Annotated in this window: 15 protein-coding genes; 5 read left to right on the forward strand and 10 right to left on the reverse strand. The window is 63.0% G+C overall.

From position 1 onward, the window contains the following. Nucleotides 1-136: 136 nt before the first annotated feature. The 10 genes from ACKJSM_RS06590 to cbiE all read right to left on the reverse strand — a co-directional run bounded on the left by ACKJSM_RS06590 (nt 137) and on the right by cbiE (nt 9,110). Nucleotides 137-1,516 (reverse strand): PepSY-associated TM helix domain-containing protein, encoded by a 1,380-nt coding sequence (locus ACKJSM_RS06590; protein ID WP_410237000.1) that lies wholly within the window; start codon nt 1,514-1,516, stop codon nt 137-139. Nucleotides 1,517-1,595: 79 nt separating this feature from the next. Beyond that, nucleotides 1,596-3,716, reverse strand: coding sequence for a TonB-dependent copper receptor (locus tag ACKJSM_RS06595; protein ID WP_410237001.1), 2,121 nt, complete (start codon nt 3,714-3,716; stop codon nt 1,596-1,598). Between the two features lie 84 nt (nt 3,717-3,800). Then, the gene (locus ACKJSM_RS06600) at nt 3,801-4,247 is read right to left on the reverse strand and encodes a DUF2946 domain-containing protein (RefSeq protein ID WP_410237002.1); all 447 of its coding nucleotides are present in this window, start codon (nt 4,245-4,247) and stop codon (nt 3,801-3,803) included. 21 nt (nt 4,248-4,268) lie between these two features. Next, nucleotides 4,269-4,748 (reverse strand): copper chaperone PCu(A)C, encoded by a 480-nt coding sequence (locus ACKJSM_RS06605; RefSeq protein ID WP_085703440.1) that lies wholly within the window; start codon nt 4,746-4,748, stop codon nt 4,269-4,271. Between the two features lie 48 nt (nt 4,749-4,796). Further along, nucleotides 4,797-5,198 carry a DUF2946 domain-containing protein gene (locus tag ACKJSM_RS06610; RefSeq protein ID WP_410237003.1) on the reverse strand — a complete coding sequence of 134 codons (402 nt, stop codon included), beginning with the start codon at nt 5,196-5,198 and terminating at the stop codon, nt 4,797-4,799. Between the two features lie 97 nt (nt 5,199-5,295). Next, nucleotides 5,296-5,586 (reverse strand): addiction module antidote protein, encoded by a 291-nt coding sequence (locus tag ACKJSM_RS06615; RefSeq protein WP_085609233.1) that lies wholly within the window; start codon nt 5,584-5,586, stop codon nt 5,296-5,298. Nucleotides 5,587-5,589: 3 nt separating this feature from the next. Further along, nucleotides 5,590-5,892 carry a type II toxin-antitoxin system RelE/ParE family toxin gene (locus ACKJSM_RS06620; RefSeq protein ID WP_236182366.1) on the reverse strand — a complete coding sequence of 101 codons (303 nt, stop codon included), beginning with the start codon at nt 5,890-5,892 and terminating at the stop codon, nt 5,590-5,592. A 191-nt stretch (nt 5,893-6,083) separates the two neighbouring features. Further along, nucleotides 6,084-6,812, reverse strand: coding sequence for a cobalt-precorrin-6A reductase (locus tag ACKJSM_RS06625; RefSeq protein WP_410237004.1), 729 nt, complete (start codon nt 6,810-6,812; stop codon nt 6,084-6,086). After that, the gene (locus tag ACKJSM_RS06630) at nt 6,809-7,906 is read right to left on the reverse strand and encodes a cobalt-precorrin-5B (C(1))-methyltransferase (protein ID WP_410237005.1); all 1,098 of its coding nucleotides are present in this window, start codon (nt 7,904-7,906) and stop codon (nt 6,809-6,811) included. The genes ACKJSM_RS06625 and ACKJSM_RS06630 overlap by 4 nt, the downstream gene beginning before the upstream one ends. Beyond that, nucleotides 7,899-9,110 carry a precorrin-6y C5,15-methyltransferase (decarboxylating) subunit CbiE gene (cbiE, locus tag ACKJSM_RS06635; RefSeq protein ID WP_410237006.1) on the reverse strand — a complete coding sequence of 404 codons (1,212 nt, stop codon included), beginning with the start codon at nt 9,108-9,110 and terminating at the stop codon, nt 7,899-7,901. The genes ACKJSM_RS06630 and cbiE overlap by 8 nt, the downstream gene beginning before the upstream one ends. A 270-nt stretch (nt 9,111-9,380) precedes the next feature. Here cbiE and ACKJSM_RS06640 point away from each other — a divergent pair, with 270 nt between their 5' ends. The 5 genes from ACKJSM_RS06640 (at nt 9,381) to cobJ (ending at nt 14,530) form a co-directional block, all read left to right on the forward strand. Then, the gene (locus ACKJSM_RS06640; protein ID WP_410237007.1) at nt 9,381-10,019 is read left to right on the forward strand and encodes a hypothetical protein; all 639 of its coding nucleotides are present in this window, start codon (nt 9,381-9,383) and stop codon (nt 10,017-10,019) included. 159 nt (nt 10,020-10,178) lie between these two features. Further along, nucleotides 10,179-11,477, forward strand: a complete 1,299-nt coding sequence (gene cobG / locus ACKJSM_RS06645) for a precorrin-3B synthase (protein ID WP_410237009.1) — start codon at nt 10,179-10,181, stop codon at nt 11,475-11,477. Next, a complete protein-coding gene (locus ACKJSM_RS06650; protein ID WP_410237010.1) occupies nt 11,470-12,096 on the forward strand; it encodes a precorrin-8X methylmutase in 627 nt (208 codons plus the stop codon). Before cobG ends, ACKJSM_RS06650 begins: the two co-directional genes overlap by 8 nt. Then, on the forward strand, nt 12,093-12,827 hold the full coding sequence (locus ACKJSM_RS06655) for a precorrin-2 C(20)-methyltransferase (RefSeq protein ID WP_410237012.1): 735 nt from the start codon (nt 12,093-12,095) through the stop codon (nt 12,825-12,827). The genes ACKJSM_RS06650 and ACKJSM_RS06655 overlap by 4 nt, the downstream gene beginning before the upstream one ends. Beyond that, nucleotides 12,827-14,530: a precorrin-3B C(17)-methyltransferase gene (gene cobJ / locus ACKJSM_RS06660; RefSeq protein ID WP_410237013.1), complete on the forward strand. Its 1,704-nt coding sequence runs from the start codon at nt 12,827-12,829 to the stop codon at nt 14,528-14,530. The genes ACKJSM_RS06655 and cobJ overlap by 1 nt, the downstream gene beginning before the upstream one ends. The last annotated feature ends 20 nt before the right edge of the window (nt 14,531-14,550 follow it).

The raw sequence follows: 14,550 nt of genomic DNA on the forward strand, positions 1-14,550 counted from the left end.
GAAAAGCCCGCAGGCTCATGACAGTGCATGGCGGCGGGCAGAGCAGCAAATTTGCGTTATACAGTAACACTAAAAAATGCCGGAGTTTAAGCCCCGGCAGTTTAAAGATCTGTCTAGGTCGCGCATCTCGCCTGTTTCATGATGAAGTTGAGGCAGATTCAGTTTGTCGGCCCAGACGCGACAACAGCAGCCGATCCAGCAACCACACCACCACCAGCGAAGCTCCCACCAGCGGAAACACCACCGCCAGCACCAGCATGATCGCCACGCCGGTTTTCCATTTCGGCAGATCGTGACGCAGCGGCGGTACGCCGAACTTGCCCTGCGGGCGGCGCTTCCACCAGATCACCACACCGCTGACGGCGCTGAGCAGGATCATCAGGCAGATCAGCAGAACGATGATCTGGTTGAAAGTGCCGAACATCTTGCCTTCGTGGAGCATCACGCCGATCTCGGTAGCACGGGCAACCGCGCCGTACTGCTCGAAGCGCACGTCGGCCAACACCTTGCCGGTGTACTGATCGACGTGCAGGGTGGCGTCGTTACGCGGGTCGTCGGCAAACACGGCGATGGTGAACACGCCGGTGGCGGTGGTCGGCAGGGTGATGCTGTAACCCGGCTCGACCTTGCGCTCGGTGGCGATGTTCTGCACGTCCTGCAGGCGGATGCTCGGCGCGGCGGGACCGTGTTGCATGCCGCCGTGGGCCATGTGTTCGGCGTGGTCGCCGGACATCGGCATCGGCGTGTTTTCCATCGCCCAGGGTACGGTCTGGCGCGCGGCGTTGTTGAGGCTGCCGGCCTCGACGTCGGAGGTCGGCACGTTGTTCCACATCGCCGCCGGGAACACGTTCCACACCTGGGCATATTGCTTGCCCCAGAAGCCGGTCCAGGTCATGCCGCTGAGCAGCATCACCAACAGCAACGCGGCGCCCCAGAAGCCGGTCACGGCATGCAGGTCACGCCACAGAACACGACCGCGACTGCTCAGGCGTGGCCACAGAATTCCCGCTGCCTGACCGCGCGGCCACCACAGGAAAACCCCGGACACCACCAGCACCACGCCCCAGCCGGCGGCCATTTCGATCAGCCGGTCACCGACGGTGCCGATCATCAGTTCGCCGTGAATGGCCCGGGCGATGGCTTGCAGGTTCTGCTTGGCATCCTGCTCGCCGAGGATGTCGCCGTGGTACGGATCGACGAACACGTTCAGCTCATGGCCGGCATTGGCCACGACAAACTGCGCGCTGCGCTCGGCATTCACCGGCGGCAGGTACTGAGTGACCTGGCCCTGTGGATAAGCGCTTTTGACCTTTTGCAGCAAATCGTCGGCCGGCACGGTGTGATGCCCGGCCGGGACGTTCAGCAGGCTGCTGTACATCAGCGAATCGAGTTGCGGCTTGAACAGGTAAATGATGCCGGTCAGGGCCAGCATCACCATGAACGGGGCGACGAACAATCCGGCATAAAAATGCCAACGCCAGGCCAGGTTGTAGAAATTCGGTTTGGGCTGTTTCATCACGAGTGCTCCGCTTGGCTTGGATCTTTTAGTTGTCTGTGGCCGCCCGCCCCCAGAAGGGAGCGGGCGCCCTTGAGGGTTAGAAACTCATGTCCACCTTGGTCCAGAGCGTGCGCCCTGGCTCATTGATCGCTTGCGGGTCGTTGGCCGGGTAGCCGAATCCGGCGTTGCCCGCCAGGTTCAGGTGTTCGGCGTAGGCCTTGCCGAACAGGTTGTCGACGCCGGTACTGACCTTCCAGTGTTTGTTGATCCGGTAGGCACCGTTGAGCGAGAACACGCCGAAGCCTGAACTCTTGTCGTAATCCTTGCCGACCACGTTGCCTTTGTTCCGGTCGATGCGGTTTTGCGCGGCAACCACCCTCCACAGGGCGCCGGCGCTCCAGTTGTCTTCGGTATAGGTCAGGCCGAAGCGGGCATCCAGCGGCGGCATCTGCGGCAGGGCCTTGCCGTCGCTGCTGTTCTTGCCCCAGGCGTAGGCCAGGGTCGCATCGGCTTTCCAGTTGTCGGTGAGTTTGTAGGCGGCGCCGAGTTCGCCGCCCATGATCCGCGCATCGATGTTCTCGGCCCGGGAGGTGCTCATGCCCATCATCCCCGGCGTGTAGTCGAACAGGATGTAATCGCGCACCTGGCCGATGTAACCCGAGGCCCAGGCTTCGAGGTCGGCGCTCTTGTAGTTCACGCCGAAGTCGAGCTGAGTGGTCTTTTCCGGCTTGATCGAATCGAATGCATTGACCGAACCCGCCGGGCCGGACTTGGGCGAAAACAGCTCCCAGTAATCCGGAAACCGCTGCGCGTGGCCGAGGCCCGCGTAGAGCGTGGTCGGGCTGTCGGCCAGGTCATGCTCATAGCGGATGAAACCACTCGGCAGGGTATCGGCGCGGGTATCACCGGCGGTCGGGTTCGGCCGGGACATCATTCTCGAACCGGTGGTCTGGCGGAAATCTTTGGCCGAGGCGCGGTCGACCCGGGCGCCGGTCATCAGCCGGTCGCGGTCGGCGGCGTACCAGGTCATTTCGCTGAACACCCCATAGTTATGGAAGTCGGCGTCCTTGGTGTACGGCTGATCCTTGTAGGTATCGATGCCCATGCCGCTGCGCTGACGGTGTTCGTTGGTCTGCGCGTCGAGGCCGGTGATCAGCTGGATGTCGGCCCAGCGCCAGGTGGCCTTGATCCGTGCACCGAGGGTGCGGCGGTCGACGTTGGACGCCATGGGACCTGCCATCATCCCGGTGCCGGACGGCGTGCGCAGGGTGTAGTTGTCCATCACGTGGTCGGCGTAGTTGTAGTAGACCTGGGCTTCGAGCTTTTCCAGCACGTCGGTGATGTTGGACTTCTCGACGCGCAGACCAAGGCTTTCGCGCAGGAATTGCGAACCGTCCATGCCGCGTCCGGCGTAGCGCGCTTCGCCGTCGCCCTTGCCGGCGGTGAGTTCGATCAGGGTGTCGGCGTCCGGGGTCCAGCCCAGCGCCACGTCGCCGTTCCATTTGTCATAGCGCGAGGCAACGATGTCGTTGCTGCCGTCGCGGTAGTCGTCCGAGTGCGCGGTGTTGCCGATCACCCGCACGTAGCCCAGCGAACCGCCGGCTGCCGCGTCGACGACTTTGTCGAAGCGCCCGTGGGAGCCGGCCAGCACGCTGGCGTTCACGCGGGTGCCGAGTTCGCCGAAGCTTTCCGGCTCGCGGTCGAACAGGATCGTGCCGGCCGAGGCGCCGGGTCCGTAGAGCACAGTCTGCGGGCCTTTGATCACGGTGAGTTTGTCGTAGGTCTCGGGCGAGATGTACGAGGTCGGCGCGTCCATCCGGCCGGGGCAGGCACCGAGCATCATGCTGCCGTTGGTGAGGATGTTCAGCCGCGAGCCAAACATGCCGCGCAGCACCGGATCACCGTTGGTGCCGCCGTTGCGCACCAGCGCGAAGCCGGGAATGGTCTTCAGGTAGTCGCTGCCGTCGCTGGCCGGCACCGGTTGGCGCGGGTCTTTCGGGTTGGTGACGATGGTCAGCGGCGAGCTCGGGGCGATGGCGGTGATGACCGTCGGGCTCAGCTCATCAGTGTGGCTGGCGTGTTCATCGGCGTGGACCAGCGGGGACAGCAGGACGCCGCAAAGCACGGCGGTCGCGTGCCTGAACCGAACGCGGGATTCGTTCAGGGCAAAGGACGCCGGGGCAGACCCCGGGCGTGGGACAGCAGAAAACCTGGACATGACAATTTCCATCAAACAGTCGTAAACAACACGGCCGGCAGCCTGAAGCTGTCTTCTCAACCGTGTGCAATCAGAGTTGGGTGTTTACGCTGCGACGGGCGGGGCGCGGGTGCGGGCGCCGGGGAAGAATGTCTGCCGGGCATGGCCCAGACGCGGGGAGGGTGGGGTGAAGGTGTTGATGAGCGGAATGCTGAAAGTGGCGAAGCTGCCGCCGCCGGTCAGCGCCGGGCAGTTGAACAGCAGGCTGCAATAACCGCATTTTTCCCACAGTACGTGGTGCGAAGATTGCGGTGGACAGTGTTCAGCGGTGGGCTGCGCGGTGTGCCCGGAGTGATCCATACCCGCCATGTCCATCGACATGTCCACGTTCATCGGCATGGATGTCGAGGCGTGCTGATCCATCGGCATCGACTGGGAAATCAGCGGGCCGATGAAGATCATCAACATGGCAAACAGGGCGATCCAGCTGCCGCGGGTCAGGTGTTCGGTCTGACGGCGTTGCAGGGAGGGCCTGGCGCTCAGGGGGCGCATGGGCGGAGTCTGCCGGAACGGTTACTGGGCGTGCGCGTGGGCTTGTGTGGCTTCCGGTGGCTTCTTCTGCACGGCGACCTCGACGGTCACGTCACCGGCCTTCTCAAAGTGCATCGTCAGGGGAAAACGCTTGCCGTCGGTCAGCAGGCTGCGGTCAGTCGGGTTCATCAGCATCACGTGATAGGCCATCGGCGCGAAGGTCACGTTTCCACCGGCCGGGATGGCCACGTTCGGCACCTGTTGCATCTTCATCAGATCGCCCTGCATCACGTGCTCATGCAGTTCTGCTGTCGGGGCTATCGGGGAGTCGACGCTGAGCAGGCGATCAGCCGTCTTGCCGGCGTTGTGAATAATGAAGTAGGCGGCGACCGTCGGCGCGTTCGGCGGCAGTTCCTGCGACCATGGATGGGCGATTTCCAGCTCGCCGGCCTTGTATTCGTGGGCATGGGCGAAGCACGCCGGCAGCAACAGCGCAGCGATGACGATGAATTTGTTCAACATGGCAGTTCTCCAGAACGATTTGAAACGCAGGTCAAATGCGGGAACAAATCAAACCAGAGGAGAGGCGCGGGGGTTGAGGCTCGGCCATTGCTGGCGCGGTGTCGGGGTTTGCAGCAAGACGGGCGCCACGCTGCGATTGCTTTCGTACCGGGCGAAATACAGCTGCGGCGAATGCCCCGGCAACGCCAACACCGGCGCCGATCCGGAACAGCACCAGCAATGCTGCATGGTCGAATGAGTGTCACCGCTCTGCGGCGCTTTCTGATCGAGGCTGCCGATGTCGATCGCCACCATCTTCGTCCCGCTGCCGGTGCAGAAACTGCTCCAAAGCAACTGCTCGGCCGGCGTCTGCGCCGCCTGCGCCATCGTTCCCGTCAACGGCATGGCGAGCATGTTGAACAGCACTGCGAAGCAGGCGATCCAGGCAAATGCGAGCCGGTGTCGGTTCATGGGACAGATCCGTAGGGTGGGCGATCAGGCGCGGCTATTTAGCCTGATCAGGGCCGATAAGTAAAAAAGCGTCGTGCGGTTTGGTGTCGCAGAGGATTCAGCCTGCTACGGCATGCAACCGCAAACCCAGCGCCTTCATGACTTTCATGATAGTCGCGAATTCCGGATTTCCAGTGCTGCTCAGCGCTTTATAAAGGCTTTCGCGACCCAGCCCTGCATCTCGTGCAACCTGGGTCATGCCTTGGGCGCGGGCAATGTCATTAAGTGCTGCACGGATGAGAACGCCATCGCCAGCATCTTCGTCAAAACAAGCGTCCAGGTAAGCCGCCATTTCCTCGGGCGTTTTAAGAAACTCTGCAGCGTCGAAGCGGGTGAATTTTTCGGTCATGACTTACTCCTCATTACCGATGCTTTGCGCCATCCGGATGGCGCGTTTGATATCTCGTTTTTGTGTCGACTTGTCGCCCCCCAGCAGTAGCAGATAAATCACGTCACCTTTATGTGTGAAGTACATCCTGTAGCCGGGACCGTAATGAACACGCATTTCATAAACGGCACTGCCAACGAACTCGCAATCACCCATGTTTCCATGCTCTGCGCCTCGAAGTCTGGCGATGATGCGAGCTTTGCCGTTGGTGTCTTTCATCGAGTCGAGCCAATCGGCAAATGCAGGGGATCGTTCAAATTCGATCATGTCGAAATCGTATTCCTTGGGATACAGACTGACAAGCCGCATTTTTCTTGAACGCTGCAATGCGCTTCAAGAATTTGCTCGCTGCAAATCTGTGGGGATTAAAGGAATCGAAATCTTGGCGTGAGGTGGCAAGAGCGAACAGTCAGCTGCTTCCTGAAAATTTGCCGGTCAAATCAAGGATTAGCTCGAAATCAGGAATTATCTGACGTAGAGAGGGCTTCCAGGACTTCAGACGTACTCATGAACTCCCGATCAACCCCCGCCAATTTCGGCCGTTTCAAAACCATCACCGGCACCCCAAGCTCCCGCGCCACTTCCAGCTTCGGCTCGGTCGCGGTGCTGCCGCTGTTCTTGCTGATCAGCACGTCGATCTGCCGGCGTTCGAACAGTGCCCGCTCATCCTCCAGCAGATACGGCCCACGGGCGCCGATGACTTCGCAGCGTTCGTTGCCGGGGTAGGCGTCGAGGGCGCGCAGGGTCCAGAACTGGTGCGCGGGGATTTCGTCGAGGTGTTGCAGCGGTTCGCGGCCAAGGGTGAACAGGGGGCGGCGGAAGGGTTCGAGGGCGGTGATCAGTTCGGCCCAGTCGGCGACTTCGCGCCAGTCATCGCCGGGTTGCGGTTGCCACGCGGGGCGGCGCAGGGCCCAGCAGGGGATGCCGGTGAGTTGCGCAGCGGTGGCAGCGTTCCGGCTGATTTGTGCGGCGTAGGGATGGGTCGCGTCGAGCAAAAGTGTGATGCTTTCGTCGCGAATGAACTGCGCCAGACCTTCGGCGCCGCCGTAGCCGCCGACCCGCACCTGACACGCCAGATCGGTTGGCACCCGGCCCACCCCGGCCAGGCTGTAAATGTGTTGCGGCCCCAACGTGCGCGCGATCGCCAGCGCTTCAGTCACGCCGCCCAGCAACAAGATACGTTTCACACAAATGCCCCCGCATGACCGACGATGCCGCCCTGACGATCAATCGCAAACACCTCGACCTGCACCTGCGCCGGCACCACGCTGCGGGCGAATTCCAGCGCATGGCGGCAAATTTCATCACCCAGCGCAACACCTGCCGCACTGGCCATCGCTAACGCTTGCTGACTGGTGTTCGCCCCGCGAATGGCCTGCTGCAAGGTGTCGTCGGCGCCAATCGCCGCCGCCCATTCGGCCAGTTGCGGCAGGTCGATGCTCGAATGGCGCGAGTGCAGGTCCATGTGCCCGGCCGCCAGTTTGCTGATTTTGCCGAAACCGCCGCACAGGCTGAGTTTATCCACAGGCACTTTACGCAGGTGCTTGAGTACTGCGCCGACGAAGTCGCCCATTTCGATCAGGGCGATTTCCGGCAGGTTGTAGACCCGGCGCATGGTGTCTTCGCTGGCATTGCCGGTGCAGGCGGCGATGTGCAGGTAGCCGTTGGTTTTCGCCACGTCGATACCCTGATGGATCGAGGCGATGTACGCCGCGCAGGAAAACGGCCGGACGATGCCGCTGGTGCCGAGAATCGACAGGCCACCCAAAATCCCCAGGCGCGGGTTCATGGTTTTCAATGCCAGGGCTTCACCGCCCTCGACATTGACCGTCACCTCGAAGCCGCCGCGATAGCCGGTTTCTTCGGCGAGCAGCGTCAGGTGATCGCTGATCATCTTGCGCGGCACCGGGTTGATCGCCGGCTCGCCGACGCCCAGCACCAATCCTGGCCGGGTCACGGTGCCGACGCCCTTGCCGGCCATGAAGCGAATCCCCGGCCCGGCCATCAGTCGCACCCGCGAATAGAGCAGGGCGCCGTGAGTCACGTCCGGGTCATCGCCGGCATCCTTGATCGTTCCCGCTTCGGCGCCGTCTTCGGTCAGTCGGCAGAACTCCAGGCGCATCTGCACCTGCTTGCCCTTGGGCAACACGATCTGCACGGCGTCCGCCACCACGCCGCCGAGCAACAGGCGGGCAGCGGCGAGGCTGGTGGCCGTGGCGCAGCTGCCGGTGGTCAGGCCACTGCGCAGGGGCGCGGGTTGTTCGGCGGTTTCGTCACGCATCGAGGGGTTTGACCAGATCGAGCAGAGTAATCGGCAACGCTTGGCGCCAGGTATCGAATTCGCCCAGCGGTTGCGCCTGGGCGATGTGGATGCGGGTCAGCTCGCCGCCGTGGCGTTCGCGCCAGCTCATCAAGGTCATTTCGCTTTGCAGGGTCACGGCGTTGGCCACCAGTCGGCCGCCGGGTTTGAGGTGTTCCCAGCAGGTGTCGAGCACGCCTTCGCGGGTCACGCCGCCGCCGATGAAGATGGCGTCCGGACGTTCCAGCCCGGTGAGGGCCTGCGGGGCACTGCCGCGAATCAGTTGCAGGCCGGGAACGCCCAAGGCATCGCGGTTGTGTTCGATCAACTGCTGTCGGCCGTCGTCGGCCTCGATGGCCAGGGCGCGGCAACTCGGGTGAGCGCGCATCCACTCAATGCCGATCGAGCCGCTGCCGGCGCCGACGTCCCACAGCAGTTCGCCTGGGGTCGGGGCGAGGCGGGCGAGGGTGATGGCGCGCACGTCGCGCTTGGTCAGTTGGCCGTCGTGCTGGAAGGCCGAGTCCGGGAGGCCGGCGAGACGCGACAGGCGCGGTGTATCCGGATCGCCCAGGCATTCGATGGCGATCACATTGAGGTCGGCAATGAGCGGATCGTTCCAGTCGTTGGCGGTGCTGTCGATCCGGCGTTCGGCGCTGCCGCCCAGATGCTCCAGGACGCTCAGACGACTGGCGCCGAATCCGCGTTCACGCAGCAACGTGGCAACCGCCGCCGGGCTCTGGCCGTCATTGCTCAGCAGCAACAGGCGCACGCCGCTGAACAGTTGCGCATTGAGGGCCGCAAGAGGGCGGGCCACCAGCGACAGCACATTGACGTCCTGCAACGACCAGCCCAGTCGGGCGGCCGCCAGCGAGCAGGAGGAGGGCGATGGCAGAACCAGCATCTCGGCGTCCGGAACCTGCCGCGCCAGACTCGCGCCAACGCCATAGAACATCGGATCACCGCTGGCCAGCACGCACACCGCTTCGCCGCGACGTTCGAGAACCGGGGCCAGGGAAAACGGGCTCGGCCACAATTGGCGCTCGCCACGGATGCACACCGGCAACAGGTCCAGTTGACGCCGGCCGCCGATGATCCGCGAAGCGCCCATCAAGGCGCGCCGGGCATTCTTGCCCAGGCCCTTGAAGCCGTCTTCACCGATTCCCACTACCGTCAGCCAGGGTGTCATGCCGTTCCTCAATCTCATGCGCCGTTCAAGCGGCGCATGATAGCGCGGCTTCTGTTGTCTGGCGCTGCTGCCTTGTTGCAGGCGAAGGCAGCGGTAGACATGTTATGTGGTTGAAAACCGATTGGCGGATCTAACGTCTTTGTTATTTTGGTTTTTGATCAAGTTGAACGTTATCCATAAAACGGGCTGGATCATCTTCTGAACGATTATTTAATTAACTAGTGATTGAACGCCTTGCTGGCGTCCGGTGATAGGGATGTGAGGATAAACATGGATGACATAAAACATAATGCGACACTTGTCGGCGATATATTGCTGACCGGTAGTCGGGGGCAATCAAACGAGGATTATCAGTTCGCGTTGAACTGTACTTACCTGGCACAGCGCCAGGCGGATATGACTTATAACAGTACGACCCAGCCTGGACGATGGACCGATTATTTTACCGATGTACTGTGGTCGCATGGCTGGAGCCGCGATTATCAGCCGATCGAGCATGTTCAGACGCAGTTCAGGGGCAGCGTGCGCGAGGTCTGGTCACGACTGGCATCGCCGCTGCTGAGTGCTGAACAGGTGGCTGGCGTTGATCGAGGGCTGGTGGCGCTCGAAGGCGACGTTGCACTGTTGAAAAAGATCAAAGGCCTTAGTGGCAAAGTCTTCGATTTCAAAATCATGCCGATCAATTACAACGCCAATGGTGATATGGAATTGATCGTGACAAATACCCGGTTCATCAAGTCGAGCCTGAACACCGGGTATTTTTTCTGGAACGTTTCGCAAGTAATGACTCAGCTGGATGTTCTGGCTCGGAAGGTGGTGATCAGTCGCCGGGTCATGGACGCTCGTCGAGCCGGTGTGAGAAAGGCGCTGGAGGGGATCAAATTCAATTTCGAGGATTACCCGCTGTGACCGCCTCCCTTTGCGGCGATTTTCTTCCGCGGGAATAGCCCGGCAACGCAGAATCCGACCGGCAGGCATTTTCATGCGCTCGGGCAAAGCAGGCATAATGGCGACCTTTCGCCCTCACGGTGCTGCCAGCCAGCCGGTCATCCCTTGAACGAACGCTCGATGTCAACAGCTCTACGCCCCTCGGCTTGTCCGGGGTTGCTGCGTATCGTCCAGGCGCTGGATGGCGGTATCTGCCGGATCAAACTCAATGGTGGTTCGATCAGCGCCGATCAGGCTGAGGTGGTGGCGCATGCCGCCGAGCGTTTCGCCAGTGGCGTGATCGAGGCCACCAACCGCGCCAACCTGCAGATTCGCGGGATCGATGAGCACGGCACCGCGCTGATCGACAGCCTGCTGGCCGCCGGCCTCGGGCCGCGAACCGCCGCCGGTGATGATGTGCGCAACCTGATGCTAAGCCCTGCTGCAGGGATCGACCCGCAGATGCGCCTGGATACCCGCACGCTCGCCGGGCAGATTCTCGATACCCTGCAAAGCCATCCGCGTTTCCACGAGTTGAGCGCCAAGTTCGCCGTGCAACTGGATGGCGGTGAAGCGCTGGCGATGCTCGAACATCCCCATGATCTGTGGTTGTCGGTATACGAAGAGCGCGGGGAAACGCTGTTGGCATTCGGCCTGGCAGGTTGCCCGACGGATCGACCGCTGGCTGCGGTGGCGCTTGCGGACGGGCATGCGCTGGTGGTGGCGGTGCTGGAACTGTTCCTCGATCTGGCCCGGCCGGAGCAGACGCGAATGCGCCATCTGCTGGATGAATGTCCGGCGCCGGTGTTCCTGGAAAAACTCGGTCAGCGGATCAATCTGAAAGCCGTCGCTGATTGGCCGCGCGAAGCCGGACCGGAAGGTTTGCACCTCGGCATCCACCCTCAGCAATCGGCCGGTCAGGTCTATGTCGGTGCTGCACCGGCGCTCGGTCGCCTCGCTCCGGACATGCTGCGTGGTGCCGCGCAACTGGCCAGAACTTTCGGCGACGGCACCCTGCGTTTCACCCCTTGGCAGAGTCTGTTGCTGCCCAATGTGCGGGAAACCGCTGCGGTTCAAGTGCTCGACGAATTGGGCAAGCTGAACCTGCTGACCCATGCCGAAAATCCTGTAGCGCACCTGATCGCCTGCACTGGCTCCAACGGTTGCGGCAAAGGCCTGGCCGACACCAAACACGATGCCCGCCTTTTGGCGACGCTGTTACCCCGCGCCGTGGATGTGCACCTGTCCGGCTGCCCGCGTTCCTGCGCCGCCGCCCACCACGCTCCGGCAACGTTGCTGGCCGTCAGCCCCGGTCATTACGACCTCTATATTCGCGATGCAGCGGTGCCGGGTTTCGGCGCGCTGCACGCTCACAACCTTACTATCGAAGTGGCCGCGACCCTGCTCGCCGCCCGCTCACGGAGCCCCCTTGATGCTTGATTACATCCGCGACGGTCAGGAGATCTATCGCAACTCTTTCGCGATCATTCGCAGCGAGGCCAACCTCTCGCGCATCCCGGCCGACCTGGAAAAACTCGCGGTGCGGGTGATCCACGCCTGCGGCATGGTCGAGGCGATCGACGGGCTGCAATTCTCCGAAGGCGCCGGCAAGGCCGGGCGCGATGCGCTGGCCGCCGGTGCGCCGATCCTGTGCGATGCGCGGATGGTTTCCGAGGGCGTGACCCGTGCGCGCCTGCCGGCCAACAACCCAGTGATCTGCACCCTGCGCGATGACAGCGTGCCGGAGCTGGCGCGCGAGCTGGGCAACACCCGCTCGGCAGCGGCGCTGGAACTGTGGCGTCCGCATCTGGAAGGCAGCGTGGTGGTGATCGGCAACGCGCCGACCGCGCTGTTCTATCTGCTGGAAATGCTCGACGCCGGCGCCCCGAAACCGGCGCTGATCCTCGGCTTCCCGGTGGGCTTCGTCGGCGCTGCCGAGTCCAAGGCCGAGCTGGCCGCCAACAGCCGTGGCGTGCCGTTCGTGATCATGCAGGGCCGCCTCGGCGGCAGCGCCATGGCCGCCGCCGCGGTCAATGCCCTCGCCACGGAGATCGAATGATGCAGGCTCAAGGACGTCTGATCGGCCTGGGCGTCGGCCCCGGTGATCCGGAACTGATTACCGTCAAGGCCCTGCGCCTGCTGCGTGAGTCGCCGGTGGTGGCGTATTTCGTGGCCAAGGGCAAAAAGGGTAACGCGTTCGGCATCATCGAAGCGCACCTGCAGGACGCGCAGAACCTGCTGCCGCTGGTGTACCCGGTGACCACCGAAGTGCTGCCGGCGCCGCTGTCCTACGAACAGGTGATCAGTGATTTCTACGATGACGCGGCAGAGGAAGTGGCCGCGCATCTGGACGCCGGTCGTGACGTGGCGGTGATCTGCGAAGGTGACCCGTTCTTCTACGGTTCCTACATGTACCTGCACGATCGCCTCGCCAGCCGTTACGAAGCCGAAGTCGTGCCGGGCGTCTGCTCGATGCTGGGCGGCGCGTCGGTGTTGGGCGCGCCGCTGGTGTATCGCAATCAGAGCCTGTCGGTGCTGTCCGGCGTGCTGCCTCATGAGGAGCTCAAGCGCCGTCTGGCCGATGCCGATGCGGCGGTGATCATGAAGCTGGGGCGCAACTTTCCGAAAGTGCGCGACGTGTTGGCGGAGCTGGGCCTGGCCGAGCGTGCACTGTACGTCGAGCGCGCGACCATGGCCAACCAGAAGATCGTGCCGCTGGATGAGGTCGAGCCGATGTCGTCGCCGTACTTCTCGCTGATCATTGTGCCCGGCGAACGGTGGCAAGGCTGATGACCCATTCCACACCGGCCATCGTCATTCTCGGCCAGGGCGCGCTGGCCACGGCCCGTCGTCTGCAGCAGGTCTATCCGGGCGCGCAGGTTCTCGGACTGAAAGGGCGCGTCGAAGGCGCCGACCGGACTTACAGCGAATTCGGCGCGACCCTGCGCGAGCTGTATCAACAGGACACGCCGATCATTGCCTTGTGCGCGGCGGGCATTGTCATCCGCACACTGGCGCCGCTGTTGCTGGAGAAAGGCGCCGAACCGCCGGTGCTCGCCGTGGCTGAAGACGGCAGCGCCGTGGTGCCGCTGCTCGGCGGTCTGGGCGGGGTGAATGTCATGGCCCGCGAGATGGCTGCGGCGCTTGAAGTGGCCGCAGCGATCACCACCAGCGGCGAATTGCGTTTCGGCACTTGCCTGCTCAACCCGCCCGGCGGTTATGCCCTCGGCGATCTGGAGCAGGGCAAACGCTTCGTGTCCGATCTGCTCGCCGGCCACAGCGTGCGCATCGACGGTGCTGCGCCGTGGCTTGCGCAGGCGCAACTGCCGGAAGATCCACAGGCGCAGCGCTCGATTCACGTGGGCAGCGATGCTCGTGCGGCGAGCGCCAGTGAGTTGTTGATTTATCCACGCAGTGTGGCGGTAGCGGTAGGTGCTGATGTGGTCGACCTGCCGGGCACCATCCGTGATGCGTTGCGGCAGGCTGGTGTGGCGATTCAATCGCTGGCCTGTCTGGTGGCGGCGGACGTTCAGATGGCCAGCCCGGCGTTGCGTGAAGCAGCGCTCGAGCTGGGAGTGCCGCTGCGCTTTGTCGCGCCGGCGAGTGACATCGGTGAGCTGGCTCGCGATGCTGTTCCCGACGCTCGAATCATCACAACATCCCGCGACATTGCCATCGCCGTGACCGAACAGCCGTTGGATGTTTCGCAGGTCGGCCGTCCACGCGGTCGCCTGGCCGTCATCGGCCTCGGTCCGGGCGCGGCCGAGCTGATGGTGCCGGCGGTGAAAGCCGAGCTGGCCCGTGCCACCGACGTATTGGGTTATGAAACCTACGTGCGCATGGCAGGTCCCTTCCGCGACGATCAGGTGCAGCATTGCACCGACAACCGCGAAGAAATGCAGCGTGCCCGCCACGCTTTTCGACTGGCCGCACAGGGCCGTTCGGTGATTGTGGTTTCGTCCGGCGATCCGGGGGTGTTCGCCATGGCGGCGGCGGTGCTCGAAGCGTTGCACGAGTCGACGGATCCGGCGTGGCACAGCGTCGATCTGGAAATCCTGCCGGGAGTATCCGCTTCACTTGCCACCGCCGCTCAGGCCGGTGCACCGCTGGGACACGACTTTTGCGTGATGTCGCTGTCGGACAACCTCAAGCCGTGGTCGATCATTGAGAAGCGCCTGGACCTGGCCGCCGAGGCCGATCTGGCATTGGCGTTTTACAACCCGATCTCTCGCGCCCGTCCGTGGCAGTTGGGACGAGCCCTGGAAATCGTTGCCCAACATCGCACGCCGCAGACGCCGGTGGTGCTCGGTCGCGATATCGGCAGACCGGGGCAGACCCTGCGTACCACTACGCTGGGAGCGTTGACCCCGGATCAGGTGGACATGCGCACCATGGTGCTGATCGGTTCATCCACCACCTGCACCTTCCCCCGCTTAACGGGAGGCGACTGGGTATACACGCCTCGTTGGTATGGCGAAAAACCGAAAGGTTGATGCAAAAAAAGCGGCTCCTC

The sequence above is a fragment of the Pseudomonas sp. PHC1 genome, assembly GCF_046487845.1.
GTDB classification, from domain to species: Bacteria; Pseudomonadota; Gammaproteobacteria; order Pseudomonadales; family Pseudomonadaceae; genus Aquipseudomonas; species Aquipseudomonas sputi.

Coding starts and splice junctions, on each gene's coding strand:
- ACKJSM_RS06590 (WP_410237000.1), bottom strand. CDS start 1,516: ATGAAACAGCCCAAACCGAATTTCTACAACCTGGCCTGGCGTTGGCAT.
- ACKJSM_RS06595 (WP_410237001.1), bottom strand. CDS start 3,716: ATGTCCAGGTTTTCTGCTGTCCCACGCCCGGGGTCTGCCCCGGCGTCC.
- ACKJSM_RS06600 (WP_410237002.1), bottom strand. CDS start 4,247: ATGCGCCCCCTGAGCGCCAGGCCCTCCCTGCAACGCCGTCAGACCGAA.
- ACKJSM_RS06605 (WP_085703440.1), bottom strand. CDS start 4,748: ATGTTGAACAAATTCATCGTCATCGCTGCGCTGTTGCTGCCGGCGTGC.
- ACKJSM_RS06610 (WP_410237003.1), bottom strand. CDS start 5,198: ATGAACCGACACCGGCTCGCATTTGCCTGGATCGCCTGCTTCGCAGTG.
- ACKJSM_RS06615 (WP_085609233.1), bottom strand. CDS start 5,586: ATGACCGAAAAATTCACCCGCTTCGACGCTGCAGAGTTTCTTAAAACG.
- ACKJSM_RS06620 (WP_236182366.1), bottom strand. CDS start 5,892: ATGATCGAATTTGAACGATCCCCTGCATTTGCCGATTGGCTCGACTCG.
- ACKJSM_RS06630 (WP_410237005.1), bottom strand. CDS start 7,906: ATGCGTGACGAAACCGCCGAACAACCCGCGCCCCTGCGCAGTGGCCTG.
- cbiE (WP_410237006.1), bottom strand. CDS start 9,110: ATGACACCCTGGCTGACGGTAGTGGGAATCGGTGAAGACGGCTTCAAG.
- ACKJSM_RS06640 (WP_410237007.1), top strand. CDS start 9,381: ATGGATGACATAAAACATAATGCGACACTTGTCGGCGATATATTGCTG.
- cobG (WP_410237009.1), top strand. CDS start 10,179: ATGTCAACAGCTCTACGCCCCTCGGCTTGTCCGGGGTTGCTGCGTATC.
- ACKJSM_RS06650 (WP_410237010.1), top strand. CDS start 11,470: ATGCTTGATTACATCCGCGACGGTCAGGAGATCTATCGCAACTCTTTC.
- ACKJSM_RS06655 (WP_410237012.1), top strand. CDS start 12,093: ATGATGCAGGCTCAAGGACGTCTGATCGGCCTGGGCGTCGGCCCCGGT.
- cobJ (WP_410237013.1), top strand. CDS start 12,827: ATGACCCATTCCACACCGGCCATCGTCATTCTCGGCCAGGGCGCGCTG.